Consider the following 26,848-nt stretch of genomic DNA (forward strand, 5'->3'; position numbering starts at 1 on the left):
GATCCAACACTGCATATTCGTGAAGCATTCCCTATTTTTGGACGATGCATAAAATCACTATTGCAATTGACGGATATTCCTCTACGGGGAAAAGTACCATTGCGAAACAATTGGCCAATGCCCTAGGCTATGTGTATGTCGATACCGGTGCCATGTACCGCGCGATTACCTGGTGGGTCTTGAACGAAAAGATCGCTATCGAAACGGAAGCCGGAGTAAAGGCATTATTGGAAGCGCTGCCTGACTTGAACCTTCAATTCAAACCGAATTCGAATACCGGGCGCTCCGATATCTACCTGAATGGGGAAAATCTTGAACCAAAGATCCGTACAATGGAAGTCTCGCGCTCGGTCAGTAAAGTAGCCACCATCGAAGCGGTACGCGAACAATTAGTGGCACAGCAACAAAAAATGGGACTGGACAAGGCCATCGTTATGGACGGTCGTGATATCGGCACCGTGGTCTTCCCGGATGCTGAATTGAAGATCTTTATGACCGCATCACCCGAGACCCGTGCACATCGACGTTACAAGGAACTGTTGGATCGTGGTGAGCAGGTCAGCTACAACGAAGTGTTGATGAACGTTAAGGAACGCGATTATATCGATTCACACCGCAAAGTTTCTCCCCTCCGCAGGGCCGATGACGCCATTGAATTCGATAATAGTGATATGGGGTTGGAAGAACAGTTCGAACGCATCCATAATTTCGCTTTACGGATCATCGATAAACAATAAAGGCATCCTAGTGGGATGCCTTGAATGGAAACGGTGTTTCTGGTAATTTATAAGTTCGGGATCACCAGCTCCTGGTCAGGATGGATCAAATCCGGATTCTTCAAAATATTCGTATTCGCCTCGAAAATCGCCTGGTACTTCATCGGATCGCCGTAGTAATGTTTGGCGATTTTGCTCAACGACTCCCCGCTTTTAACTGTGTGGCGGTGATAGACGGAGTCGTCCCCAACGGTAATATTGGCTTTGATATCGGAAGGACTATCGCCTCCGATTTCCTTGATTTTATCCCAGATGACGTTCTTTTCATATGGGGTGGCCGCTTCTCCTTTAATCTTCAATACGCCTCCGTCCTCGGAAACGTCGCCTCCTTTGATACCCAATTGTTGGCCAAGCTCCAATACGGCTTGATATTTTGCTTTTGCGCTCATAATGCTCTAAAGTTTTGTGTTTAATTCTTTGACACAAGATACTTATAAAAGTCACAATGACTCCTATTTTTTTCGGGAATGGGGTAGTGGGATAGTACCTTGTGTCCCAAAGGTTTGTAAACCCGGAAATTAGTTGTATTTTTGCACTCCTTTTCCGGTAAAACACGAGAGGAAAAGGAATTTGAAAAACAAGATGAATCACTTCTGCGGTCTTTTACCGACTCTCGTGAGCCCGTAGGATACAAAAAACGTCAGCACATGGCTGAAGAAAAAAAAGCAGCGGCAGCACCTGCAGCCGAAGAAACTGCAACACAGACCGCCGAAACTACTCAAGAAGGCGGTAGCACAAGCAAAGAAACCAAAGCAGAACCGAAACAAGACCCAAAAGAGTTTCTTGCCCAGTTTGATTGGGACAAGTACGAAGAAGGTATCGAAAAGGTCGATGACAAAAAATTGGACGAGTTCGAAAAGCTCGTCGAAGAGAATTTTGTCGATACGGCTGATTCAGAGGTTGTCAAGGGGAAGGTCGTACACATGACCGATCGTGAGGCGATCATCGATATCAACGCGAAATCGGAAGGGGTCATCTCATTGAACGAATTTCGATACAATCCTGACCTAAAGGTCGGTGATACCGTCGAAGTACTTATTGATATCAGGGAAGACAAAACCGGGCAATTGGTTCTATCGCACAGAAAGGCAAGAACCATCATGGCTTGGGATCGTGTCAACGATGCCCATGACAAAGAAGAAATCGTCCAAGGTTTCGTCAAGTGCAGGACCAAAGGGGGAATGATCGTCGATGTCTTCGGAATCGAGGCTTTCTTGCCAGGTTCGCAGATCGATGTCAAGCCGATCAGGGATTACGATCAATACGTCGGTAAGAATATGGAATTCAAAGTGGTCAAGATCAACCACGAGTTCAAGAACGTCGTTGTTTCGCACAAAGCATTGATCGAAGCCGATATCGAAGAACAGAAGAAAGAGATCATCAGTCAACTTGAAAAAGGACAGGTCTTGGAAGGGGTCGTCAAGAACATTACTTCTTACGGTGTCTTTATCGACTTGGGTGGTGTTGATGGATTGATCCACATCACCGACCTTTCTTGGAGCCGTATCAACCACCCGAACGAGGTTGTTGAACTTGACCAGAAGATGAATGTCGTTATCTTGGATTTCGATGATAACAAATCAAGGATCCAATTGGGTCTTAAGCAGTTGGAGAAACATCCTTGGGATGCCTTGGGTGATGAGATCAAGATCGGTGACAAAGTCAAAGGAAAAGTCGTGGTCATTGCCGATTACGGTGCCTTTATCGAAGTTGCCGAAGGCGTCGAAGGTTTGATCCACGTTTCTGAAATGTCATGGTCTACCCACTTGCGTTCGGCCCAAGATTTCGTCAAAGTTGGCGATCAAGTCGACGCGGTAGTATTGACCCTGGATCGTGAAGACCGCAAGATGTCTTTGGGGATCAAACAATTATCTCCAGATCCATGGACCGATATCACTTCTAAATATCCTGTAGGTTCACGCCACTCAGGTATCGTTCGCAACTTCACCAACTTTGGTGTCTTTGTTGAAATGGAAGAAGGTATCGACGGGTTGATTTACATTTCAGACCTTTCATGGACACGTAAGATCAAACACCCATCAGAATTCGTAAACGTAGGTGATACTTTGGAAGTGGAAGTATTGGAATTGGATGTTGATGGCAGAAAATTGAGTTTGGGCCACAAGCAGACGACCGAGAATCCATGGGATAAGTACTCGACCGAATTCGCTGAAGGAACCGTTCACAAAGCAGCGGTTTCCGAAATCGTTGACAAAGGGGCCACGGTTGCCTTTAACGATGACATCGTCGGATTCATCCCTTCCCGTCATATGGAGAAGGAAGATGGCAAGAAATTGACCAAAGGAGAAGAAGTGGATTTCAAGATCATTGAATTCAACAAAGACTTCAAAAGGGTCGTTGCCAGCCATACGGCGATATTCAGGGAGCAAGAAGAACGCAACGTTAGATCTGCCAGAAAGAAAATGGCAGCATCCGCTGAGGAGTCCGCACCCACCATTGGTGATGCGAACGCCCAACTACAAGCGTTGAAGGATAAGATGGAAGCCGACGCTAAAAAGTAAGGCTTTCCCTTAAACCCAATACTTTGAGCCCTTGGTCTTGTGCCAAGGGCTCTTTTGTTTTCGGTTCTTAAGAATTGATTACTTTTGTACTCCAAACAGGCGGAAATCATCCATGAGCCAACGCATTCTTCTATCGGCAAAAGAAATCAACATCATCCTGCATCGTTTGGCTTGTCAATTGCTTGAGAACCACTTGGATTTTAGTGATACCGTACTCATCGGACTTCAGCCACGCGGCATTTTTTTGGCCAATCGATTGGCAAAGATCCTTAAAGAGGACTACAAGGTCAAGAACATCGATTTGGGATCGCTCGATATCACTTTTTATCGCGATGATTTCAGGAGGGGCGAAAAGACATTACAGGCCAATGCCACCTCAATAGATTTTCTCGTAGAAGATAAAAAAGTAGTCTTTATAGACGACGTACTGTATACCGGTCGTAGCATTCGTGCCGCATTGACAGCCGTACAATCGTTCGGTAGACCGATTGAAATCGAGCTGTTGACATTGATCGACCGGCGCTTTAGTCGGCATTTGCCCATCCAACCCAATTATAGGGGGAGGCAGGTCGATGCCATTAATGAAGAAAAGGTAAAAGTGCTCTGGCAGGAAAACGAGGGCGAGGATGTGGTTTATTTAGTCAGCGAGTAGGTTATGGGCGAATTGAGCGTAAAGCATTTACTGGGGATCAAATATCTGAACAAATCGGATATCGATCTCATTTTCGAAACCGCAGATCATTTCAAAGAAGTCATCAACCGTTCGATAAAAAAGGTACCTACCTTACGTGATATCACGATTGCCAATATCTTTTTTGAAAACAGTACGCGAACGAAACTTTCCTTTGAACTGGCCGAAAAGCGGTTGTCTGCCGATGTGGTGAATTTTTCGGCATCCCAATCGTCGGTTAAGAAAGGAGAGACCTTGATCGATACGGTCAACAACATCCTTTCGATGAAGGTTGACATGGTCGTCATGCGCCATCCGAACCCCGGAGCCGGGGTCTTCTTATCGCAACATGTGAACGCCGCGATCGTCAATGCTGGTGACGGGGCCCATGAACACCCGACCCAAGCATTGCTCGATACGTTTTCGATTCGGGAGAAATTCGGCGAAGTGGCGGGCAAAAAAGTGGTTATCGTCGGTGATATCCTGCATTCAAGGGTGGCCCTTTCGAATATTTTCGCCCTGCAATTGCTTGGGGCCGAAGTCATGGTATGCGGGCCAAAAACTTTAATACCGAAATTCATCAATGGCTTAGGGGTCAAGGTAGAGACCGATTTGAGAAAAGCCTTGCAATGGTGTGATGTGGCCAATATGCTCCGGGTACAGAACGAGCGCATGGCCATCAGTTACTTTCCGACCACCAGGGAATATACCCAACAATATGGTGTCGATCGTGAATTGCTCGATAGTTTGGACAAGGAAATCGTGATCATGCACCCAGGACCGATCAATAGAGGCGTCGAAATAACCAGTGATGTGGCCGATTCACAACAATCGATTATCTTAGAGCAAGTAGAAAACGGCGTTGCGGTACGCATGGCGGTAATTTATCTGCTCGCTTCAAAAATAAAATAAGATGATTTTCGATAAAGAAGGCAACACCACTATCGTGCTCCAAGAGCATAGTGACCTTGCCACTTTTTTATCCAATTTGAACGGGGCATACGAACAGCTAAAAAACGATCATATCATCGTGAACCTCTTTTCGTTCGATACCTTGTCGGCCAATGATGTTCTCGAATTCCTTGAATTATCGGCCAAGCACCGAAATGCAAAAAAGTCCTTTGTTTTGGTGACCGATCGGGTGTCCTATGATGCCGTTCCGGAATCGATTTGCCTGGTTCCCACGATACAAGAGGCCAAAGACCTGATCGAAATGGAGGAAATCGAGCGCGACCTTGGTCTATGAAATTGACGATTCTCGGCTGCTATTCGGCCACACCCCGCACGTTGACCAACCCTACGGCCCAACTTTTGGAAATCAGGAACCACATGTTTTTGATCGATTGTGGCGAGGGTACGCAGGTGCAATTGCGAAAGCGAAAAGTCAAGTTTTCTAGAATAAAACACATTTTCATATCCCACTTGCATGGCGATCATTTCTTCGGATTGCCTGGCCTCATTTCGACCTTTCGCCTGTTGGGAAGGGAAAAGGAACTGCACGTATATGGGCCAAAAGGGATCAAGCAAGCCATTACCATGTTACTCAAATTAGGGGATTCTTGGACGAATTATCCTTTGTATTTCCATGAGTTGGAAGGTAGCGAGCCTACCGTGATCTTTGAAGACGATACCCTTACCGTCACCACGGTACCCTTGGTACATAGGGTGTATACCAATGGTTTCCTCTTTGAAGAGAAACCGGCGAAACGCACCTTAAACCATGAGGCCGCGGTTTCTTATGGTATCGACAAAAGCCAGTTCAACAACATCAAAAATGGGAAAAGCGTGGTTCTTGAAGATGGTACGACCATCGCGAATTCGGAAGTGACTTTGGACCCCCCGCCCCCGAAGCGCTACGCATTCTGCAGTGATACCGCCTATCACGAACCTTTGGTCATGCAGTTGAAGGGGATAGACATGCTCTATCATGAATCGACCTTTTTGGAAGCCGATGCACATTTATGCGCCAAGACCAAGCACTCCACTGCCAAACAGGCGGCCATGATCGCCAAAAAAGCCCAAGTGGGCAAATTGATCCTAGGGCATTATTCCACCCGCTACAAATCGATCGATCTTTTCTACGAGGAAGCCGAAAAAGTCTTCGAAAACGTTGCACTGGCCGAAGACGGAAAAGTTTTTGAACTGAAATAAGGCCTTTCCGTTTTTGCTTCTGCCTTCTTTTGTTGAACTTTGTATAGATACCGACTGCAATGGAAAAAGACCTAGGGGCATATCGCAAATCGTATGACAAAAGCGCGCTATCGGAACAGGATGTTCCGGATAATCCCATGCAGTTGTTCCAGCAATGGTTCTATGAAGTCGAAGCTTTTGACGGACCCGAAGAACCGAACGCCATGACCGTTTCGACCATTGGGTTGGATGGTTTCCCGAAGAACCGTGTGGTGCTCATGAAAAAGTTCACTCATGAGGGCTTTGTTTTCTACACCAATTACAACAGTGAGAAAGGGAAGGCCATTACAGCAAACCCGGCGGTCGGCTTGTCTTTTTTCTGGCAAGCCTTGGAACGCCAGGTCATCATCAAGGGATCGGCTTCGAAAATCGCGGCCAACCTTTCCGATGGCTATTTTGAATCGCGGCCTCGGGGCAGCCAATTGGGTGCGGTGGTATCGGAACAAAGTGCCCCGATTGCCCGTCGTGAACTGCTCGAAGAACGATTGGCCGAGCTCGAAGATACACACCAAGGCCAACCTATCGAACGACCCGAGTGGTGGGGTGGGTATTTGGTGCGACCGGTTTCGATTGAATTTTGGCAGGGTAGGCCGAATCGACTTCACGATAGATTGCGGTATACCTTGATGGAAGATTTGAATTGGAACCTAGAACGTTTACAACCTTAGAAATGGCGAAGCATATCATTTTTGTACGACACGGCAAATCGTCTTGGGAACTTGAGGTCAACGATAAAGACAGGCCATTAAAGGAACGGGGTATCAAAGATGCCCATTTGGTAGCCCAAGAGATGAAATCACTTGGCCTTGATATCGATGCGGTATTCTCAAGCCCTGCCAATAGGGCACTGCATACCTGTATGATCATAATGCGACGTTTGGAGCTCGATTTGGGATTGGTCAAAGTAACATCGCGCGTATATGATTTTTCAGGGGCCGAGCTATTCGATTTTTTGAAAAGCCTACCCGATACCTTGACCACGGTCATGGTTTTTGGGCATAATTATGCCTTTACGAACCTGGTCAATCAGCTGGGGAATAAGTATATTGAAAACGTACCCACGAGTGGTATGGTCAAGATCGATTTCGAAATCGAGCACTGGAAGGATCTGGCCGATGGCCAAACCCGAAAAACCATTTTTCCTAAACAATTGAAATAACATGACGAGACCCGACAACGAATACATCAATAGAGAGATCAGCTGGTTGCATTTCAACGACCGGGTACTACAAGAAAGTGCCGATAAGGATGTGCCCTTGATCGAACGTCTTCGTTTTTTGGGGATTTTCAGCAACAACCTCGACGAGTTTTTCAAAGTCCGTTACGCCACGGTCAAACGGATCGTCGATGCCGGAAAAAGTGGTAAAAGCGTCCTGGGAGGACAGGTGGCAAAGGATCTATTGGAAGAAATCACCAAAATAGTCATTAGCCAACAAGCTAAAAGCCAAGAGATATTAAAAGCCATTGAACGGGAGCTAGCCACGGAGAACATCTTTATTGTTGACGAGTCCCAAGTGGTCGATGACCACGAGAATTTTATCAAGGATTATTTCATCCGAAAAGTAAACCCTGAGCTTACGGTTATCATTTTGAACAACCTTCGTGAGTTCCCCGTTTTAAAGGATACCGCGGCCTATTTGGCGGTACGGATGGCCTTGAGAAAGGAATCGAATGGCTTTTTACGGAAGCGTAGTGATATTCAATATGCCTTGATCGAAATACCGAAAGGTGTCGATCGGTTCGTGGTGTTGCCCGAAGTAGACGGGCAGAATTACATCATGATTTTGGATGACTTGATCCGGTACTGCCTGGATAGCATCTTTACCATGTTCGATTACACGGAGATCTCTGCCCATATGATCAAGATCACCCGGGATGCCGAATTGGATATCGATAATGATTTGAGCAAGAGTTTTATCCAAAAGATCTCATCTAGTGTAGAGCACCGTAAAATCAGCAATCCGGTCCGCTTTGTTTATGACAAACGCATCAAAATCGATACGCTTCGGTATCTGAGGGAAAAAATGGGGATTGGGGAGACCGATAGTATCATTCCGGGGGGTAGGTATCATAACCGACGCGATTACATGGGCTTTCCGAGTTTGGGAAGAACCGATCTACTCTACGAGAAAATCACGCCTCTACCGGTAAAGGGCCTTAGTCTTGAAGGCAGTATTTTCGACCGGATATCGAAAAAGGACTATATGATCTACACCCCGTACCACACCTATGCGTATGTGATCAAGTTCTTGAAGGAAGCTGCTTTAGATCCCATGGTCAAAACCATACAGATCACGGTCTACCGCTTGGCCAATGATTCGCAAGTAGCCGCGGCCTTGATCAATGCGGCCAAGAACGGGAAGCAGGTTACCGTACAGATCGAATTGCAAGCCCGATTCGATGAAAAAGCGAACATCAAATACGCCAATCGACTTCAAGAAGAAGGCATTCGTTTGATTTTCGGGGTACCCGGACTGAAAGTCCACAGCAAGATTTGTGTGGTCGAACGAAAAGTAGGGAATAGTGTGAAGCGTTTCGGTTTCATCAGTACGGGTAATTTCAATGAGTCAACAGCAAAGATCTATACCGATTATACGCTGTTTACTGCCCATGATGGTATTCTCAAGGAGTTGAACAAGGTGTTCGGCTTTTTTGAAACGACCTACAAGATCAACAAATACAAACATCTGATCGTCTCACCCCATTATACGAAGAATGCCTTTAGCAAGCTGATCGATAATGAAATCGCCAATGCCTTGGTCGGCAAGGAAGCCTACATTAAGATCAAGATGAACAGCTTTACCTCCTACAAGATGGTCGATAAATTGTATGAGGCCAGTAGGGCAGGGGTGAAGGTCCAATTGATCATTCGCGGTATCTGTTGTTTGATTCCCGGCGTGGAGGGCATGAGCGAGAACATCGAGGCCATTAGTGTGGTCGATAAATTTTTAGAGCACCCCCGTTTGTTCATTTTCGGCAATGGTGGCGACCCCAAGGTCTACATTTCTTCAGCCGATTGGATGACCCGGAATTTGGATTACCGGGTCGAGGTTGGTTGCCCGATTTACGATGCGGAAGTCAAACAAGAACTCCTTGATACCTTCCAAATCAGTTGGGACGACAACATCAAGGCGCGCGTATTCTCCAAAAAACAGGACAATGCCTATAAGGACGATGATAAACCGAAGGTCAGATCGCAATTCGCGCTATACGATTACTATTTGAAAAAGAAGTGATCAGCCGTGCATGGTCTCTTTCTTGCCCAAGCTTTTCATCAGTTCGGCCTCATAGGCCAAAAGGTCTTGCCATTTTTGGTCGACTTCTTCGCGCACTCCATATTTTCTAGCGAACTTTAAGAACATGGTGTAGTGGTTGGCTTCACTGACCATTAATTTTTGATAAAAATCGGCCAATTCAGGGTCGTTGATGTTTTCCGAGAGTAATCGGAAACGTTCACAGCTGCGGGCTTCGATCAGGGCAGCGTAAAGGAGTTTGTGGACCAAATGGGTTTCACGGCTTCCCCCTTTCGGGAAAAACCGCATCAAGGCGATGACATACTCATCCTTTCGTTCGCGACCCAAAATCCAGCCACGCTCCAACAGCTTGTCATGTACCATATTGAAATGCCCCATTTCCTCACGTGCCAATGCGGTCATTTCCTTCACCAATTCCGATTTTTCCGGAAAACCGATAATCAGCGAAATGGCAGTGCTGGCGGCCTTTTGTTCGCAATAGGCGTGGTCGGTCAAGATTTCCTCAATGTTCTTTTCGACGATATTCACCCATCTCGGGTCGGTCGGTAATTTAAGTCCCAACATATGATCAAACGGCTTTTTACCGCTAAAGATACGCTTATTGGGTTGCATGATGGAACAAAATCCTAAGGCTATGGTTATATTTGTAGTGCATAACCTCCCCCTTCGGTTATGGGTAAAACAGCTTCAATGCCTTATCAGGATCTGTACCAAGAAATAGTCTTGGTTTTTGAACGAAATATAGCTGCCGAAACCAAAAATTGGTTCGATGGACAGGTGCGATCCATTATTGATGAAAGGTCGGCCCGAAAGCTATATGTCACCCACAGTCTATGCAGTACCAAAGTATCGAAAGATCCTATCGCATTGGAGGGAATGCCCAATGGGCAATTGCGGAACTACTTGGAAACCCATGCCACCACCTATGCTGAACTTTCACGCTTGTTGCTGTTGATTCAAGTCTTGCATGCCGATAGCTCTTTTTTCAAAGACAAAGTGGCGAAATTGATCGAAGTGGCCGACAATGACGAGCTTGCTACCTTCTTGAAATATCTGGTGTTTTTACCAGAACCTGAAGACTATCATTTTGTGGCTGTTGAAGCCCTGCGCACGAATGTTGCTACCATTTTCGACGCCATAGCATTGAACAATCCGTATCCGGCTGCGCATTTCGACGAACAGCAGTGGAACCAGATGTACCTGAAAGCGGCTTTCATGCAACGTGATTTGGGGAACATCCAAGGGGTCGAAGAACGTGCGAATGCGAATTTAACACGGATTATTTCGGACTATGCCCATGAACGATGGGCTGCCCATCGTACCATTGACCCCGAAATCTGGCGACCGACCTCGCCCTATATCGATTCCGTACTATTGAAAGATATGGAGCGTTTGTTCCAAAGTGGCTCGCTAGCTGAAAATAGGGCGGCGGCTTTGGTTTGCAAACGATCTGGGCATGAAGGGGCCACGACTTTATTGGATGCACACCCTGAATTGAAACACGCCATGGAAACGGCACAATTTACCTGGGAAAATTTTAAAAATTGATATGAAAGAAACCTTACATTTTATCGATCCGCATATTCATATGACCTCCCGCACCACGGATGACTATGAGGCCATGGCTGCTGCAGGGGTCGTTGCGGTTATCGAACCCTCCTTTTGGCTGGGGCAACCGCGAACCCAAATCGGATCTTTCCAAGACTACTTCAGTAGTTTGGTGGGCTGGGAACCCTTTCGGGCCAGCCAATTCGGTATCAAACACTATTGTACCATCGGTTTGAACTCCAAAGAGGCGAATAACGAGGCCTTGGCCGAACAGGTCATGGAACTCTTACCCTTGTACTTACACAAAGAAGGGGTGGTCGCCATCGGCGAGATCGGCTATGACGACCAAAGTCCGGCCGAAGACAAATATTTCAGGGAGCAATTGGAATTGGCCAAGGAATTCAACATGTTGGTTCAGGTACACACCCCACACCGCGACAAGAAGGCGGGTACTATCAAAAGTATGGAGGTGTGTTTGGAACACGGCCTGGATCCTTCGAACGTGGTCATAGACCACAACAATGAAGAAACGGTACAAGAAGTCTTGGATCGCGGTTTTATCGCGGCTTTCACCATTTACCCTAAGACCAAAATGGGAAATGAGCGCATGGTCGAGGTGGTCAGGCGTTTCGGAAGTACCAACATCATCGTAGACAGTTCGGCCGATTGGGGCGTGAGTGATCCCTTGGCAGTTCCGAAAACAGCCAATTTGATGCTCAATAGGGGTATTGACCGTGAGGATGTGGTCAAGACTTGCTATCAAAATGCGTTGGACATGTTCGGTAAATCCGGAAAGATGAAAGAAGAACATTGGTTGAACGCTGAGGCTATCGATCAACGAAAATTGTTCCACGACAATAGTGTACTTCGGGGTCAGGCGCCCAAGGTGGAGAACGATAGCATTTCTTGATGGACGTTTTTTTGGGGTACTTAAGGCTATGCAGGCCTGCGAATCTACCCACCGCTGCGGCCGATATCTTGGCCGGTATGGCGTTGGCCGGTACATTCGATGCCACGGGCATTGTGGATAGCTCCTTGACCGAAATCGGTTTTTTGGTACTGGCCTCCATATTCTTATATGCCGGAGGTGTCGTTTTAAACGATGTTTTCGATGCCCGGTTGGATGCCGTTGAAAGACCCGAACGCCCAATCCCTAGTGGACTTGTATCAAAATCAAATGCCGCTTTGTTCGGGTTTGTAATGTTGGTTCTTGGGGTCGCTTTGGCCTTTTGGACCAGTAAGCTTTGCGGTGGTATCGCACTTGCCTTGGCCGTTTCAATCGTGCTCTACGATGCGTTCTCAAAAAACCATGCCTTTCTCGGCCCGGTCAATATGGGCCTGTGTCGCGCTCTGAACCTGCTCTTGGGAATTGGCTTTTTAGGAAATCTGGAACAATGGCCCTATGCCTTGGTGCCTTTGTTCTTTATCGGGGCGGTTACCTTGGTTTCAAGGGGTGAGGTACATGGAAACAACAAAAAAAACATCATTCTTGCCGGTTTGCTATATGCTTTGGTCATTTTGTACGTTACCTATGTACATCTGCAGTATGCCGATGGTTGGATAACGGCAATGCCGTTTTTAGTGGTTTTCGCTTTGATGGTATTGATACCCTTGGGGCGTAGTTTTAAGGTGAATTCACCGACCAACATCAAGAAAGCGGTGAAAGCCGGGGTTTTATCCATCATCATTTTGGATGCTGCAATGGCAACGGCCTACACGGATTGGTATTTTGGAGTCGCAATGCTTTTATTGCTTCCCCTATCCTTTGCGCTGGCCAAAATATTTGCCGTAACTTAAATTTTTCGATTCGGGGCGATGATGAAAGCAATAACAAAAAAATTCACGGTCGATTACCAATACAGCCTGCAGTTTACCGACGGATTGTTCGATACGGGCAACAGGCTATTGGCATCCTTGTTGGAAACGGAAGGGGCAACGCCGACGAAAGTGCTGTTCGTGGTGGATGATGGCGTGGTCGAGGCCCACCCCAGATTGATCCGCAAAATCGATCGCTACTGCGAAACCCATGCTAAAGCAATCGCATTGCGCGACACCTTGGTCTTAACCGGTGGGGAAGCAAGTAAAAACGAACCCAAAGCCATAGCACAAGTACTCGCTGCGATCAATGACCGGGGCATCTGCCGACATTCCTTTGTCGTGGCCGTTGGTGGTGGTGCCTTGATCGACATGGTCGGGTATGCTGCGAATACCGCCCATCGGGGGGTGAAGTTGATCCGTGTACCCACGACCGTTTTAGCACAGAACGACGCCTCAGTGGGGGTCAAGAACAGTATCAACGCCTTCGGAAAGAAAAACTTTCTGGGCACTTTCGCCCTGCCATACGCCATTATCAATGACTACTCGTTTTTGGCAACGTTGGAACAACGGGATTGGATATCGGGCATCGCCGAGGCGATTAAAGTGGCCTTGATCAAGGATTCCGATTTTTTTGATTTTATAAAAACCAATGCCAACGCCTTGGCAGAACGTGATAAAGAGGCCATGCAGACTTTGATCCATCGCTGTGCCGAAATCCATATGGACCATATTGCCGGTAATGGAGATCCTTTTGAAAGTGGTTCCTCAAGACCGCTTGATTTTGGCCATTGGGCTGCCCATAAATTAGAGCAGATGACCGCTTACAATCTGCGCCATGGCGAAGCGGTAGCCATGGGCATCGCCTTGGACGTGACCTACAGCCATGCGGTCGGATTGATCGACGGAGCGACCATGGATTTGATACTCGAGGTTTTTGAAACGGTCGGTTTCGACATCCGCTTGCCGATTGAATCCGATAACGATTGTGACGAATTGTTGAAAGGATTGGAAGAATTCAGGGAGCATCTCGGGGGCAGACTTACCATTACGCTGATATCAGGAATCGGTAAACAACACGATGTGCATGAGATCGATCATACCAAGATGCGCGAAGCCATAGCGGTACGAAGCGGGAAAAAAGAAGAACTATCGTGTTAATATGCTGATTTCCGATCGTTTCCACGTGTCCTATTGCACCAACATACACCCCGGTGAGAATTGGGAAGTGACCTTCGCACACCTTAAGGCCAACGTACCCAAAGTCAAACAACGCATAGCCCCCGATACCGATTTCGGGCTAGGATTGCGACTTTCCAACCGTGCCAGTGAAGAACTGGAACAAGGAACCCATCTTCAGGAATTCAAGCAATGGTTGCTTGATGAAGGCTGTTATGTCTATACCATGAATGGGTTCCCCTATGGCAATTTCCATAACGAAAGGGTAAAAGACAAGGTGCATCAACCTGATTGGACCACCATGTCGCGCGTACACTATACCCAAAGGCTATTTGAACAGTTGGCCCATGTACTGCCTAAAGGTTTGGACGGCAGTATTTCTACCTCTCCGATAAGTTACAAACATTGGTTTGAAACGCCTGAGGCCAAAGAAGCGGCAATGCGGACCGGTGCAGACCATATGCTCGAGCTGGCCGTTCAGTTATATCGAACGGAGCAAGCATCAGGGCGTTATTTAAATCTGGCCATCGAACCGGAACCGGATGGAATTTTGGAGAATAGTGCCGAAGTGATCGCTTTTTTCAAGGACTATTTGGTGCCGCAGGGTCAAGAACGGTTCGGAAAAGAGTACGGTTTCGACCCCGAAAAGGCGGCATATTTGGTAAAAAGGTACATTACGGTATGTTACGACGTATGTCATTTTTCCTTGGCCTACGAAGCGCCTGAACGAACGTTCAAGGCTTTTAAGGAACAAGGCATCAATATCGGTAAGATCCAGGTAAGTTCAGCCTTGAAGATAAGGCTGGATGGGGATGTTGACGGAATTTGGAAGGCCTTGTCGGCCTTCGATGAGCCGACCTATCTCCATCAGGTTACTGAAAAACGGGACGGAAAAGTGGTCACCTATGCCGATTTAACCGAGGTGTTGGGAAAATCCGATACCGGAAAAGAATTAAGGGCCCATTTCCATGTGCCGATTTTCTTAGAGGATTTTGGGATGTTAGGTGCTACCCAAGACCAGATTTTGGAAACACTGGATTGTCTGAAAGATTCCGACATTTGTGATCATCTTGAAGTGGAAACCTATACTTGGGACGTACTACCGGATGGCTTAAAATTCGATTTGGTCGATAGTATCGTACGCGAATTGGATTGGTTGATCAAAAAACTATAATTGAAAAAGACCGTTGTCATAAATGTGGTGGGTTTAAGCCCCCGACTGATCGGGGAACATACCCCCTTTATCAAAAGTTTCATGGACTCGGGTACCCTGGCAACCGTCACTCCCGTTGTACCGGCAGTGACCTGTACGGCCCAGTCGACCTATTTGACCGGAACCCGACCTGCTACACACGGAATCGTCGGCAACGGTTGGTATTTCAAAGACGAATGTGAGGTCAAATTCTGGCGGCAATCCAACAAACTGGTCACGGCCCCGAAACTTTGGGAGCAATTGAAATCCGAAGATCCCGAATTCACTTGTGCCAACCATTTCTGGTGGTATAATATGTATTCAACGGTCGATTTCAGTGTGACCCCCCGGCCGAATTACTTGGCCGATGGTCGAAAGATCCCTGATGTCTATAGCCATCCTGCTGACCTTCGAACCCGCCTTCAAAACGAATTGGGGACTTTTCCGCTATTCAATTTTTGGGGGCCGAAGACATCCATCGCCTCCAGCCGATGGATCGCCGATGCCGCGATGCTGACCGATACTTGGCACGATCCTACCCTGACCCTGATTTATCTGCCCCATCTCGATTATAACATCCAACGCCATGGCGTTGATTTCAAGATAATCGCCAAAGATTTGAACGAAATCGATGAGGTGGTCGAAGGCCTGGTCACCTATTACCGTGAAAAGGAAACCCAAGTCGTATTGCTATCGGAATACGGTATAACCGATGTAGATCGCCCCGTTCATTTGAATCGCGTTTTTCGGGAGCAGGGTTGGTTGGCCACCCGGGTTGAGCGTGGACTCGAATTATTGGACTGTGGAGCCAGTCAAGCCTTTGCCGTAGCCGATCATCAATTGGCCCATATTTACCTTAACGACAGATCGATTATGGACGAGGTTATCGCCGTTTTACAAGCAACCCCTGGAGTCGAACAGGTATGGACGGCCTCCGAACTCGTCGAGCAGGGGCTCGCGCATTCCAGAAGTGGTGATATTGTAGTGGTCTCGGATAACCACTCTTGGTTCACCTATTATTTTTGGACGGATGATGCGAAGGCACCCGATTATGCCAGAATGGTCGACATCCACAAAAAACCCGGATACGATCCCGTTGAAATGTTCGTCGACCCGAAAGACCCGTTCGTAATGCCCAAGATCCTTTGGAAACTCCTTAAAAAGAAAATGGGATTTCGAACGGTGATGGATGTTATTCCCTTGCAGGCCGAATTGGTCAAGGGATCCCATGGGCGGATTCCCGATTCCACCGAAGATTATCCGGTGTTCATGACCGATGTCAAAGATATATTGGAATCCGAATGTATCGAGGCCACCGAAGTTTTTAGTAATTTGTTACGGATTTTGAACCGACCGACATGAACAACTTCTTTAAAATATTAGGATTCGTTTTTGCAGCGCTGTTTATCTATGCGGCTGCCGTACAATACAATGATCCCGATGCCTACCGATGGTACGTTATTTACGGAATGGCGGCCTTGGCTTCCCTGCTCTTCGCACTCAACCGAATGAAATTGTTATGGGCCCTGTTCTTATTTGGGTTTTACCTTGGGATGGGCATTTACAATTGGCCCGAAAAATTCGAGGGTTTTACCATTGGTGAAGGCGATATTGTCAATATTGAAAGAGGTCGTGAGGCCTTTGGGATGTTGATCGCTGCACTGCTTATGGGTATTTATGCCGTTCGCATTTGGAAGGGCCGTACCTCACAGGTCTAGATCGAATTCTTTACGTAGCAGTTCGATGGCCGGGTTTTTGGCCTTGAGTTTTTCGTATTTTTCTTCAGGGGTAAACGCGAATTTTTGCGCAACGGTCTCATTCACCGTGACCGTTAAGGTTATGGCATAGTTCTGCAGTTTTTCCCTCAGATAGGTCAATAGACCGCCCTGACCCCGTTCAACTTCCTTTTTCATGGTGCTGTTGGGCAATTCGATCCAAATCGTATGGGCATCCTTAAGCTTCGGCGTATCCGTCTGAAGGTTGGAAGCCATGATCTTTTGCCCTTTTCCGTCGATCAGTGCCACATAGTCGTTCCAATGCTGTTGCATGCTGGCCAAATCAAAAGGCATTTCGGGTAATTGGGCCGCATCGGCTTGTTCTTTAACGGTATTCTTATGTTCTTTTCTTGTCTTCAGACTGGATATGGACAAGCCGGATACCCTTTTGTTCGATGGGTTCAATTCGATTTTTGGAAGTTCCCCAACGGTTTGGCCCGGGTCGACTTCCGATGATGGTGCTTCTTGGGTGGCCTGCGGTATTTCGGTATGGGGCTCCTTCTCCAAAGTCGGAACGGAAGCTTCATGAGGTGCTGTATCCGCCGGTTGGGGCGGTTGGGGGCTAACAGGTTCCGGAATGGAAGGAATTTGGGGAGAGACCGGGGCGGCTTGTTCTCGAGGGGCCGCCTTGGAAACCCTCGCCGGGATTATGGCGTTAGCTTTTTTTTTTTCGACCTCGAATGAAATTGAGGCCATTTGCATTAAGCAGAGTTCGACCAACAGGCGTTGGTTTTTACTGGCCTTATACTTCAAGTCTGCTTCATTGGCCAATTCCAAGGCTTGGAGCAAAAAGGCCTTTGACGTCCTTTTTGATTGCTCAAGGTACTTCTGCCGCGCATCGGATCCGACTTCCAACAACGCCTGGGTTTTTTCGTGTTGGCAAACCATCAAATCGCGAAAATGCGAAGCCAGGCCAATAACGAAATGATGGCCGTCAAAACCATTGGCCAGAATGGTATTGAACTGCAATAATAAATCAGGGATGGCCTGATCTAAGATAAAATCCGTCGCCTGAAAATAAGTATCGTAATCAAGAACGTTCAAATTTTCGGTTACGGCTTTTCGGGTAAGTTCCTTTCCTGAAAAACTGACGACCCGGTCGAAAATCGATAGGGCGTCCCTCATGGCACCATCTGCTTTTTGGGCAATGATATGCAATGCGCCTTCTTCGGCATTGACCCCCTGTTCGGTGGCGATATATTTCAGATAACCTACGGCATCGGCAATGGTGATTCGTTTGAAATCGAAAATCTGGCAACGCGATAGGATCGTGGGTATGATCTTATGCTTTTCCGTGGTGGCCAAGATGAAAATCGCATGCTTTGGCGGTTCTTCCAAGGTCTTTAGAAACGCATTGAAGGCCGACTGCGATAGCATATGGACCTCATCGATGATGTACACCTTGTATGATCCCACCTGGGGCGGAATGCGTACTTGGTCGATCAGGCTACGAATATCGTCAACGGAATTGTTCGAGGCCGCATCGAGTTCGAAAATATTGAAAGCGAAATCCTCATCGGCGGACTCCGAACCGGTCTGGTTGATTTTTTTGGCCAGAATGCGGGCGCAAGTCGTTTTTCCTACACCCCTTGGACCACAGAACAATAATGCCTGGGCCAGATGATCGTTCGATATTGCACTGGTCAAGGTATCCGTAATGGCCTTTTGGCCAACGACATCCTTGAAGGTCTGGGGCCTGTATTTGCGTGCCGATACGATGAATGGTTCCAACGGTATGCGAATTCGTGAACTACAAATATAAAAATAGGATGGCCCAAAGTGATTTTGACCTGGGCCGTACTGTTATTTTTTATTAACAAAACAACCTACATTTGCACTTGCAGGCCACCTTATCGCTCTTTTCGTGAAAAGAGAGGAAAGTCCGGACACCACAGTGCGGTATAGCGGGTAACACCCGTCGCCCGATTTGATCGGGAAGGACCAGTGCAACAGAAAGCAAGTACAGTTCGGCTGTAGTGAAATCAGGTAAACTCTATACGGTGCAACGCCATGTAAACCGATGTTTGAGGGCGGCACGCCCGAATCGGAGGGTAGGCGGTTCGAACTTTTGGGTAACCAAAAGTCCAGATAAATGATAAGGATCCGTAGACCTCGGTCTTTCGGAACAGAATCCGGCTTATGGCCTGCTTTTATTTTTTGAAAAAACTAAAGACGCTTCCCCCGTACTTTCGCGCTTCATCAAAATAGGGATGGGTACTCAGGTCGGTTTGCTCCGCATGCTCGATGACCACCAACACCTCGGGGTCGGTAGCCCGTTGCAGCGTAAGATCGACCAGCTCCTCGAATTCCGCCAAGGACAACTTATAGGGCGGATCCGCAAAAATGAACTGCTGGTGTAGGTTGTTCTTTTTCAAATATCCAAAAACATTGGCTTTGACGACTTTGATCGAAAATCCTAAGGTTTTCGAAGTCTTGCTGATAAACTGCACACAGTGCATGTTTTGATCGATAGCGGTAATGTCATCGGCACCCCGGGAAGCAAATTCATAGCTGATGTTCCCACTACCCGAGAAGAGGTCCAATACCGATAAGGAGGCGATATGAAGTCGGTTTTGAAGGATGTTGAACAGCCCTTCCTTGGCCATGTCGGTGGTCGGTCGAATGGGAAGTTTTTTCGGTGCTTGGATACGCCTTCCGCGATGGGTTCCTGAAATGATGCGCATTTCGTCAGCCTAAAAGGGTCAAATCAATGGATCGCTCTGGGTCGATGCCCATATCGGTCAGGCCTTCATGGGGCATGAAAACCGCGACCTTTTTGATGTACTCATGGCAAATCGAAAAGTGCTCGTCGCCATCTTCAACCGCTCCGAAAAGGCGTAGCTTGATGGTTTCGGGATCCAATTGCAATTGTTCGTAAGTGAACAAGACATAATAAAGCAGGTCTTCTTTGGAGCCGAATTCGAATTGATTGTACAGCAATACCTTTTTTTGTTCAATGACGGCAAGGCTCATACTTCTGTTCGCAATATGGACATAGCACACCGCCTTGTTGCTCGGTTTCTGTTTGAGCAGCAACTGGATCAAATTGGTACTTTGGTGTGAAAAATCAAAAGGGCCGAAGAGGTCGAACAGGTAGTTGTTGATGTTCGTAAAAGGAACATAGACACAGTTCATTTCGCAATTGGGGAGTTCATCAAAAACGATTTCATCACTCGCCAATAGTTTGGTGTTGAATTTCAGGTAATTGGGTAGTTCCTCTTTTTGGAACAGCGCGCGGGGTACCAGACAATAGAAATCATTGCAGTGGATTACGGAAACCGAGGCGTACTGCCCATCGGCCACCTTATGGGTCTCGAATTGGGCCTTGAGCTCTTTCAAGACCAAATAGGGGGTCGAAGCCGATTTGAAGGGGATGGTTTCCGATCGTTCGATCGTATTGCCGATCGTATCTATAATACAAAAAGAAAGTCCATTCAAGCTCACTTGAATGGACAGTTTCTTATACGGATGCGAAGCTGTCGCCCCTATCTCGGTATTAGTTGTCTTTTCTGTCATAAATTGGGGGCCAGTTCCCGTTGGTGCTGACATCGGTCATCGACCCGACCTTGATTTCGGTTCCATTGACCTCCTCAACACTATTGCGTTCGTTCTCTTGGTCCAATAGGTCTTTAGGCTGGTCGGAAAGTACGACGTTCTTTTTCACCTTGGCCTCGAAAACTGGGGCATTATAACCTCCTTTGTTGATGATATCGGCCTTCATTTCGAATTTTTCGTTGTTCAGGGCGAACGGCACGTCCATCATGGATTTGTAACTGTCATCGTTCTTGAAGAGCGAATCCTTTACTTTTACCATACCCAAGGTATCGATGATCACCGTGTCGACCTGCAAGTCGATTTGGTATACTTTGTTGTATCTCATGAATGAAGAATCACGCTGCTGGGTGATGGTGTAATTGCCCGTATCGACGAATTTGATCAAACTCTCGAAATTGGCAGCGTATTTGCCATTTACCGATTTGTAAGCTTCTTGGGAATCCCGAATGTCCTTAAGCTTGGTAATAACCGCGGAAAATCGTTCTTGGCGTACTTTTTTGAATTCAATCGGTGCGTTGACGGATTGATAGATCAAATAGGCCAGTAGCCCGCAAACCAACCAGAGAACTATTTGTAAGATGGTCTTCATTTTATAGGAGTTAATTAGAAATTGTGGTTATTCACAAATCTACAATTTTTTTTGAATCACAAAAGTTTTTGACTTAAAAATGATGGCTATCTTTGAATGCTTATGAGCCATCCCGAAACCCCTGATTTTTATAGGATTTTACTCGAAAAGTTTCCTTTCGAACCCACTGAAATGCAGCGCTTCGCACTGCAGAAATTAGCGGGTTTCGCCACGGCCAAAAAAAGCGATAAAATCTTTTTGCTCAAGGGGTATGCCGGTACCGGAAAGACCACCTTGATCGGTGCCTTGGTGAAACATTTATGGCATATCAAGAAAAAAGCCGTGTTATTGGCCCCGACCGGCCGTGCGGCAAAAGTTATGACCGGGTATGCGTCGAGTACGGCCTTTACCATCCACAAAAAAATATACTTCCCCAAGAAGCAATCCGGGGGCGGGGTACAATTCGTTTTGGCCCCGAACAAGCATCGGCATACCTTGTTTATCGTAGACGAAGCCTCTATGATACCCGATGCCCCTGCCGATTCCAAGCTTTTCGAAAATGGGTCCTTGCTCGACGATCTCATCTTTTATGTGAATTCAGGCTTTGGTTGCAAATTGGTGTTGATCGGTGATACGGCCCAATTGCCCCCAGTGCGTTTGGAACTGAGCCCTGCACTTGACGAAAATAAATTGGCGCTGAATTACAACAAGGAAGTCGAGACCATCGAATTGAACCAAGTCATGCGTCAGACCGAAAATTCGGGTATCCTACAAAACGCTACCTTGATAAGGGAACAATTAAAGGCGGGTTTGTTCGATACCTTACAATTCCGGCTAAACCCTTTTAAGGACATCGTAAGACTGATCGATGGCCATGAGATCCAAGAAGCCATCGATGGGTCGTATTCCGAATTCGGCCGCGAGGAAACGGTGATCGTCGTACGCTCGAACAAGAGGGCCAATCTCTACAATAAGAACATACGCGAACGCATCCTATTTTTGGAAAACACCATCGCCACCGGTGACTATATGATGGTGGTGAAGAACAACTATTTCTGGCTGCGACCGAATTCGGAGGCCGGGTTCATCGCCAATGGGGATATCATCGAGGTGTTGGAGTTGTTCGGCATCAAGGAACTGTATGGGTTTACCTTTGCCGAGGTCAAGGTGAAAATGGTCGATTACCCCGATCAAAAACCCTTTGAAACGGTTTTGCTGCTCGATACCATCGATGCCGAATCCCCTTCGCTATCCTATGAGGAAGGCAATCGGTTGTATCAAGAGGTGGCCCAGGATTATGCCCATGAAAAATCGAACTACAAACGGTTTTTGGGGGTTAAGAACAACCGGTATTTCAATGCCCTGCAGGTGAAGTTTTCCTATGCGGTCACCTGCCATAAGTCACAAGGGGGGCAGTGGGAGCAGGTGTTCGTCGAACAGCCTTATTTGCCGAACGGTATCGACCGTGATTATTTGCGATGGTTGTATACCGCCGTTACCCGGGCCCGCAAAAAACTGTACCTGATCGGTTTCAAGAATGATTTTTTTCTTGATGGCGAATAGGCTAATTTCGTAGAAAGCATTGGCATGACTCCAGAGACGGTACTCAGTATTTTTTTAGGTGTGGGCTTGGCGGCCTCGGCCGGTTTCAGGGTTTTCTTGCCGCTTTTCGCACTGAGTTTGGCGGCTTATTTCGACGTTTGGGAACTCAATGAAAGCTGGCAATGGATCGGTAGTTTGGCGGCGGTATTGACCCTAGGGATTGCCACATTGGTCGAAATATTCGCCTATTTCATTCCATGGGTCGATAATGCACTCGATACCATCGCCTTGCCGTTGGCAGCAATCGCAGGAACCGCCGTGATGGTTTCGACCATTGCGGATTTAGATCCGGTCATCACTTGGTCGTTGGCCATTATTGCGGGCGGGGGCACGGCCTCGGCCATCAAAGGGGCCAATGCGGCCGGCAGGTTGACCTCGACGGCGACCACGGGCGGGGTGGCCAATCCGGTCGTAGCAACCGTTGAAACAGGCACGGCTGTAGCCGTTACCACTGCATCCATATTCGCTCCAATTCTCGCTGCCGTTTTGGTCATCGTTATTCTTATCGTTATTTTTAGGATCTATCGTAGATTGCGACCTAAACGAGATTAAAATCGAATTCCGTGCGAGTAATTTCCATGATTCCGGCGCGTTACAAAGCCTCGCGGTTTCCGGGTAAACTAATGCAAGATCTTTCGGGAAAACCCGTTATCCAGCGTACCTACGAAGCGGTACGCGATACCGGTTTGTTCGATGCGGTCTATGTGGTGACCGACAGCAAAATGATCTACGAGCTGATCATCGGAATCGGTGGCCAAGCCATCATGAGTAAGGGAACCCACGAAAGTGGTTCGGACCGTATTGCAGAGGCCGTAATGGATCTCGAGGTGGATATCGCCATCAATGTTCAGGGTGATGAACCCTTTATCGATAAAGCCAGTCTTGAAAAGGTCATTGATGTTTTTCGGCATGACGATCGATCTGAAATCGATTTGGCATCCTTAATGACCCCCATTACCGACTGGGCCGAAATCGAAAACCCGAATACCGTAAAAGTGATAGTCGATAACCGTAATTTCGCTTTGTATTTTTCACGCTCCCCGATTCCGTATCCTCGCGATAAGGGTGTCGAGACCACCTATTACAAACACAAGGGCATCTATGCCTTTCGAAAAAGGGCCTTGGAAGATTTTCAACGTTTACCGATGTTGACCTTGGAGGCGACCGAAAAAATTGAGGCCATTCGCTATTTGGAGTACGGAAAAAAAATAAAGATGGTGGAGACCCACGTCACGGGTATCGAAATCGATACGCCTGAAGATCTCGAAAAGGCCGTAAAGGAATGGAAGTGAACTTTGACAACATAAAAACCATAGCATTCGACGCCGATGACACCCTATGGGTCAACGAGACTTATTTTCGGGAGACCGAGGAGAAGTTTGCCGATCTGCTTCAAGGGTTCGAAACCAAGAACAAGATCGATCAGGAGTTGTTCAAAGTGGAAATGGATAATTTGGCCTTATACGGGTACGGGATCAAAGGTTTTGTGCTCTCCATGGTCGAATCGGCGCTCGACCTTTCGAACCATACCATACCCCAACAAACGATCGGTGAGATCTTGGACTTGGGCAAGCGTATGATCGACCACCCCGTCGAATTGCTCGATGGGGTTGAAGAAGTGCTGGAAGCATTGTCGAAAAGCTACCGACTGATCGTATTGACCAAAGGTGACCTGCTCGACCAAGAACGTAAATTGGAACGCTCCGGTTTGTCGAAATACTTCCAACATGTCGAGGTTTTGAGCGATAAGAAAGAAGTCAACTACAGCAATTTGCTTTCCCATTTGAATATCGATGTCAAGGAGTTCATGATGGTGGGCAATTCACTGAAGTCCGATATATTGCCCGTTTTGAATATTGGGGCCAGGGCCGTTCATATTCCGTTCCATACCACTTGGGCACATGAGATGGTGGCCGAAGAACAGGTGAACGGGCACATGAAGTTGGGCGGTATCAAAGAACTATTGACCTATTTGAATTGAATGAAGACCGAGAACGATAGCAACCAAAATCAAGGAATCCTGCACGAAAAGACTACATACCGTAATTTTCCAATGGTGCCTAGGGTGGTATTCGGACGGGGGTCTTTCGGGCAATTGGCCGATATTCTGCTGCCAAAACGCAAGAATTCCGATGCGCCGATGATTTTTTTGGTCGATGCTTTTTTTGAAGGTAGCGAGTTCGCACAGCGTATTCCGTGGTTATTCAATGATAAAATCATCTTCATCCCAGCCGATGAGGAACCCAAAACCGCCCAAGTCGATGCTTTGGTGGCCGCGATCAAAGAAGAATTCGACGAAACGCCATCAGGGATCATCGGAATCGGCGGGGGTACCTTACTCGATTTGGCTAAGGCAGTGGCTTTAATGATGACCAATGCGGGTAGTGCGGCAAACTACCAGGGTTGGGATCTGGTTGGCAAACCCGCTTTGTATCACGTGGGCATACCCACCATCAGTGGTACCGGTGCCGAAGTATCGCGCACCACCGTGCTGATGGGGCCTGAAAAGAAGCTGGGGATCAACTCCGATTTTACGACCTATGATCAAGTAGTCCTTGATCCCAATTTGTTAGCCACGGTTCCTAAAGCACAATGGTTTTACACGGGTATGGATTGCTTTATCCACTGCGTGGAGTCGTTGAACGGGACCTATTTGAACGCCTTTAGCAAGAGCTATGGGGAAAAAGCGATGGATCTTTGCCTTGAAGTCTTTTTGGGCGATGGTTGCGAGAAAGACAAAGAAGAACAACTCATGATGGCCTCTTGGCATGGAGGTATGAGCATCGCCTACTCACAAGTGGGGATCGCCCATGCTTTGAGTTATGGCTTATCGTATGTGCTGGGGGTCAAACATGGTATCGGCAATTGTTTGGTGTTCCAACATCTTGAAGCCTATTATCCAGAGGGCGTGGCCACCTTTCATCGCATGATGGACAAACACGGTATTTCATTGCCCCAAGGGCTTTGTTCGGGGCTATCACCGGAACGCATGGATACGATGATCTCAGTTGCCCTCTCTATGGCCCCACTTTGGGAGAATGCTTTGGGCCAGGATTGGGAGGCCAAGATCGATCGGGATACCCTCCGCAGCATTTACCAAAAAATTTAATGATCCACCAGTTTTCAAAATTCATATTTTACAAGCTGATGCGTTGGCAGCTCATCGGGCGTTTTCCGGAGCTGAAGCAATGTGTGGTGATCGTCGTACCCCATACGCACTGGCTCGATTTTCCTTTAGGGCTAATCGTCCGTAGTGTCGTCAACCAGCAAATTAACTATATCGGTAAGAAAAGCCTGTTCAAACCCCCTTTCGGATGGTTTTTCAGAATCACCGGCGGCGCCCCGGTAGATCGCAGTGCGGCCAATAACTCCGTCGATGCCGTGGTGAACCTCTTCAAGCAGCGGAAGATCTTTCGTTTCGCTTTGGCTCCTGAAGGCACCCGAAAAAAGGTGAAGGCACTGAAAACGGGCTTTTATTATATCGCCAAAAAGGCCCAGGTCCCCATTGTGATGGTGGCCTTTGATTTTGGTAAAAAACAAGTGAAAATTTCCGAACCCTTTGAAACCACCAACGATATCAACCGTGATTTTCGGAAGGTCCGCAAGTTTTTCGAAGGGGTTCAAGGGAGGGTGCCCGCCTATAGTTTCGGGGTTTCCGAAGCTACGTCTTCTTAAGGACTTTGGGTTTGGGCGACTCCTTTTTGTTCGAATTGCCCGGAAAAACGAGGTTGGTACTCGAATACGAACCTCCGAACGTCAGCGCCGCCGCATAAACCTGTTGAATGGCATCGATGACCTGGGCCTCCGAAAGTTCCCTTAGAGGGTGGGCGTAGACCGACCAAATGATTTCATCACTTAGGGCATACTTTACATCCAAGGCCGAATGGAAATTGGCGACCAGGGCGTTGAGCAGCTCATCTTCGGTCAGTTTTTCACGTTCGATTATCGGGGATATGATCCGCATCCGGTTCGCATTGACATCGTAAATCGAAATCAACATGGTCTCATTAAATAGGAATTGGATCGAATTACCCTGTTGGATCGTGGTGTCCGCTTCCTGTTCGATGATGGCCACTAATTTTTCAGCGGTCATGTTTTGCGCCATAACACCCAAGCTGAGACAATAAAAAACCAGAGCGATACGTAATTTCATGGGAGTGCTTTTTGGTTTCGTCGATTAAAACGGCTAAAAATAACAGCGA

At 47.3% G+C, this 26,848-nt stretch carries 29 protein-coding genes and 1 other RNA gene; 23 read left to right on the top strand and 7 right to left on the bottom strand.

The window, feature by feature from the left end; genetic code table 11:
- Positions 1-44: 44 nt before the first annotated feature.
- Positions 45-737 (top strand): (d)CMP kinase, encoded by a 693-nt coding sequence (gene cmk, locus ABV409_RS14015; RefSeq protein ID WP_353878247.1) that lies wholly within the window; start codon positions 45-47, stop codon positions 735-737.
- Between the two features lie 47 nt (positions 738-784).
- Here cmk and ABV409_RS14020 read toward each other — a convergent pair whose 3' ends face one another.
- Positions 785-1,165, bottom strand: coding sequence for a LysM peptidoglycan-binding domain-containing protein (locus ABV409_RS14020; RefSeq protein ID WP_353878248.1), 381 nt, complete (start codon positions 1,163-1,165; stop codon positions 785-787).
- 258 nt (positions 1,166-1,423) lie between these two features.
- On the opposite strand from ABV409_RS14020, the gene rpsA reads away from it, so the two are divergent.
- The 8 genes from rpsA to ppk1 all read left to right on the top strand — a co-directional run bounded on the left by rpsA (position 1,424) and on the right by ppk1 (position 9,394).
- Positions 1,424-3,298, top strand: coding sequence for a 30S ribosomal protein S1 (gene rpsA, locus ABV409_RS14025; RefSeq protein ID WP_353878249.1), 1,875 nt, complete (start codon positions 1,424-1,426; stop codon positions 3,296-3,298).
- 112 nt (positions 3,299-3,410) lie between these two features.
- On the top strand, positions 3,411-3,950 hold the full coding sequence (pyrR, locus tag ABV409_RS14030; protein ID WP_353878250.1) for a bifunctional pyr operon transcriptional regulator/uracil phosphoribosyltransferase PyrR: 540 nt from the start codon (positions 3,411-3,413) through the stop codon (positions 3,948-3,950).
- A gap of 3 nt (positions 3,951-3,953) precedes the next feature.
- Positions 3,954-4,880 carry an aspartate carbamoyltransferase catalytic subunit gene (locus ABV409_RS14035; protein ID WP_353878251.1) on the top strand — a complete coding sequence of 309 codons (927 nt, stop codon included), beginning with the start codon at positions 3,954-3,956 and terminating at the stop codon, positions 4,878-4,880.
- Position 4,881: 1 nt separating this feature from the next.
- Positions 4,882-5,214 carry a ribonuclease Z gene (locus ABV409_RS14040; RefSeq protein ID WP_353878252.1) on the top strand — a complete coding sequence of 111 codons (333 nt, stop codon included), beginning with the start codon at positions 4,882-4,884 and terminating at the stop codon, positions 5,212-5,214.
- A complete protein-coding gene (locus tag ABV409_RS14045; protein ID WP_353878253.1) occupies positions 5,211-6,119 on the top strand; it encodes a ribonuclease Z in 909 nt (302 codons plus the stop codon). The genes ABV409_RS14040 and ABV409_RS14045 overlap by 4 nt, the downstream gene beginning before the upstream one ends.
- 59 nt (positions 6,120-6,178) lie before the next feature.
- Positions 6,179-6,826 (top strand): pyridoxamine 5'-phosphate oxidase, encoded by a 648-nt coding sequence (gene pdxH / locus ABV409_RS14050; protein ID WP_353878254.1) that lies wholly within the window; start codon positions 6,179-6,181, stop codon positions 6,824-6,826.
- Positions 6,827-6,828: 2 nt separating this feature from the next.
- Complete coding sequence (locus tag ABV409_RS14055; protein ID WP_353878255.1) at positions 6,829-7,317, top strand: SixA phosphatase family protein; 489 nt, start codon at positions 6,829-6,831, stop codon at positions 7,315-7,317.
- Between the two features lies 1 nt (position 7,318).
- Positions 7,319-9,394: a polyphosphate kinase 1 gene (gene ppk1 / locus ABV409_RS14060; RefSeq protein ID WP_353878256.1), complete on the top strand. Its 2,076-nt coding sequence runs from the start codon at positions 7,319-7,321 to the stop codon at positions 9,392-9,394.
- Here ppk1 and ABV409_RS14065 read toward each other — a convergent pair whose 3' ends face one another.
- Positions 9,395-9,976: a MiaE family protein gene (locus ABV409_RS14065; RefSeq protein ID WP_353878257.1), complete on the bottom strand. Its 582-nt coding sequence runs from the start codon at positions 9,974-9,976 to the stop codon at positions 9,395-9,397. It lies immediately after the preceding gene.
- A gap of 126 nt (positions 9,977-10,102) precedes the next feature.
- Here ABV409_RS14065 and ABV409_RS14070 point away from each other — a divergent pair, with 126 nt between their 5' ends.
- From ABV409_RS14070 to ABV409_RS14100, 7 genes are read left to right on the top strand one after another with little or no spacing between them, the layout of a single operon-like run.
- Positions 10,103-10,960 carry an EboA domain-containing protein gene (locus tag ABV409_RS14070; RefSeq protein WP_353878258.1) on the top strand — a complete coding sequence of 286 codons (858 nt, stop codon included), beginning with the start codon at positions 10,103-10,105 and terminating at the stop codon, positions 10,958-10,960.
- Between the two features lies 1 nt (position 10,961).
- Positions 10,962-11,870, top strand: a complete 909-nt coding sequence (locus ABV409_RS14075) for a TatD family hydrolase (protein WP_353878259.1) — start codon at positions 10,962-10,964, stop codon at positions 11,868-11,870.
- Positions 11,870-12,757 (top strand): UbiA-like protein EboC, encoded by an 888-nt coding sequence (gene eboC, locus ABV409_RS14080; protein ID WP_353878260.1) that lies wholly within the window; start codon positions 11,870-11,872, stop codon positions 12,755-12,757. The genes ABV409_RS14075 and eboC overlap by 1 nt, the downstream gene beginning before the upstream one ends.
- A gap of 21 nt (positions 12,758-12,778) precedes the next feature.
- Positions 12,779-13,936 carry a 3-dehydroquinate synthase gene (locus ABV409_RS14085; RefSeq protein WP_353878261.1) on the top strand — a complete coding sequence of 386 codons (1,158 nt, stop codon included), beginning with the start codon at positions 12,779-12,781 and terminating at the stop codon, positions 13,934-13,936.
- A 1-nt stretch (position 13,937) separates the two neighbouring features.
- Entirely contained in the window at positions 13,938-15,128 is a 1,191-nt protein-coding gene (gene eboE / locus ABV409_RS14090; RefSeq protein ID WP_353878262.1) for a metabolite traffic protein EboE, read from the top strand.
- The gene (locus ABV409_RS14095; protein ID WP_353878263.1) at positions 15,129-16,508 is read left to right on the top strand and encodes an alkaline phosphatase family protein; all 1,380 of its coding nucleotides are present in this window, start codon (positions 15,129-15,131) and stop codon (positions 16,506-16,508) included. It abuts the gene before it with no gap.
- The gene (locus tag ABV409_RS14100) at positions 16,505-16,864 is read left to right on the top strand and encodes a transmembrane 220 family protein (RefSeq protein ID WP_353878264.1); all 360 of its coding nucleotides are present in this window, start codon (positions 16,505-16,507) and stop codon (positions 16,862-16,864) included. Before ABV409_RS14095 ends, ABV409_RS14100 begins: the two co-directional genes overlap by 4 nt.
- On the opposite strand, the gene ABV409_RS14105 is transcribed toward ABV409_RS14100, so the two are convergent.
- Positions 16,853-18,652, bottom strand: coding sequence for a DNA polymerase III subunit gamma/tau (locus ABV409_RS14105; RefSeq protein WP_353878265.1), 1,800 nt, complete (start codon positions 18,650-18,652; stop codon positions 16,853-16,855). The two genes, ABV409_RS14100 and ABV409_RS14105, sit on opposite strands and share 12 nt — an antisense overlap.
- A gap of 106 nt (positions 18,653-18,758) precedes the next feature.
- On the opposite strand from ABV409_RS14105, the gene rnpB reads away from it, so the two are divergent.
- Positions 18,759-19,076: RNase P RNA component class A (gene rnpB, locus ABV409_RS14110), an RNA gene on the top strand.
- Here the strand turns inward: rnpB and ABV409_RS14115 are convergent.
- The 3 genes from ABV409_RS14115 to ABV409_RS14125 are packed head-to-tail and all read right to left on the bottom strand — an operon-like array spanning position 19,072 to position 21,065.
- On the bottom strand, positions 19,072-19,605 hold the full coding sequence (locus ABV409_RS14115; protein WP_353878266.1) for an RsmD family RNA methyltransferase: 534 nt from the start codon (positions 19,603-19,605) through the stop codon (positions 19,072-19,074). The two genes, rnpB and ABV409_RS14115, sit on opposite strands and share 5 nt — an antisense overlap.
- A 4-nt stretch (positions 19,606-19,609) precedes the next feature.
- Complete coding sequence (locus ABV409_RS14120) at positions 19,610-20,437, bottom strand: DUF3822 family protein (RefSeq protein WP_353878267.1); 828 nt, start codon at positions 20,435-20,437, stop codon at positions 19,610-19,612.
- Entirely contained in the window at positions 20,418-21,065 is a 648-nt protein-coding gene (locus tag ABV409_RS14125; protein ID WP_353878268.1) for a hypothetical protein, read from the bottom strand. The genes ABV409_RS14120 and ABV409_RS14125 overlap by 20 nt, the downstream gene beginning before the upstream one ends.
- 102 nt (positions 21,066-21,167) lie before the next feature.
- Here ABV409_RS14125 and ABV409_RS14130 point away from each other — a divergent pair, with 102 nt between their 5' ends.
- From ABV409_RS14130 to ABV409_RS14155, 6 genes are read left to right on the top strand one after another with little or no spacing between them, the layout of a single operon-like run.
- The gene (locus ABV409_RS14130) at positions 21,168-22,607 is read left to right on the top strand and encodes an ATP-dependent DNA helicase (RefSeq protein WP_353878269.1); all 1,440 of its coding nucleotides are present in this window, start codon (positions 21,168-21,170) and stop codon (positions 22,605-22,607) included.
- A gap of 24 nt (positions 22,608-22,631) precedes the next feature.
- Positions 22,632-23,198, top strand: coding sequence for a DUF4126 domain-containing protein (locus ABV409_RS14135; protein WP_353878270.1), 567 nt, complete (start codon positions 22,632-22,634; stop codon positions 23,196-23,198).
- 26 nt (positions 23,199-23,224) lie between these two features.
- Positions 23,225-23,938: a 3-deoxy-manno-octulosonate cytidylyltransferase gene (gene kdsB, locus ABV409_RS14140; RefSeq protein WP_353878562.1), complete on the top strand. Its 714-nt coding sequence runs from the start codon at positions 23,225-23,227 to the stop codon at positions 23,936-23,938.
- Positions 23,929-24,627 carry an HAD family hydrolase gene (locus ABV409_RS14145; protein ID WP_353878271.1) on the top strand — a complete coding sequence of 233 codons (699 nt, stop codon included), beginning with the start codon at positions 23,929-23,931 and terminating at the stop codon, positions 24,625-24,627. Before kdsB ends, ABV409_RS14145 begins: the two co-directional genes overlap by 10 nt.
- Entirely contained in the window at positions 24,628-25,755 is a 1,128-nt protein-coding gene (locus tag ABV409_RS14150) for an iron-containing alcohol dehydrogenase family protein (RefSeq protein WP_353878272.1), read from the top strand. It abuts the gene before it with no gap.
- Positions 25,755-26,321: a 1-acyl-sn-glycerol-3-phosphate acyltransferase gene (locus tag ABV409_RS14155; RefSeq protein WP_353878273.1), complete on the top strand. Its 567-nt coding sequence runs from the start codon at positions 25,755-25,757 to the stop codon at positions 26,319-26,321. The genes ABV409_RS14150 and ABV409_RS14155 overlap by 1 nt, the downstream gene beginning before the upstream one ends.
- Here the strand turns inward: ABV409_RS14155 and ABV409_RS14160 are convergent.
- Positions 26,308-26,799, bottom strand: a complete 492-nt coding sequence (locus tag ABV409_RS14160; RefSeq protein WP_353878274.1) for a hypothetical protein — start codon at positions 26,797-26,799, stop codon at positions 26,308-26,310. The two genes, ABV409_RS14155 and ABV409_RS14160, sit on opposite strands and share 14 nt — an antisense overlap.
- Between the last annotated feature and the right edge of the window lie 49 nt (positions 26,800-26,848).

It is taken from the genome of Flagellimonas algarum, assembly GCF_040513375.1.
GTDB classification, from domain to species: domain Bacteria; phylum Bacteroidota; class Bacteroidia; order Flavobacteriales; family Flavobacteriaceae; genus Flagellimonas_B; species Flagellimonas_B algarum.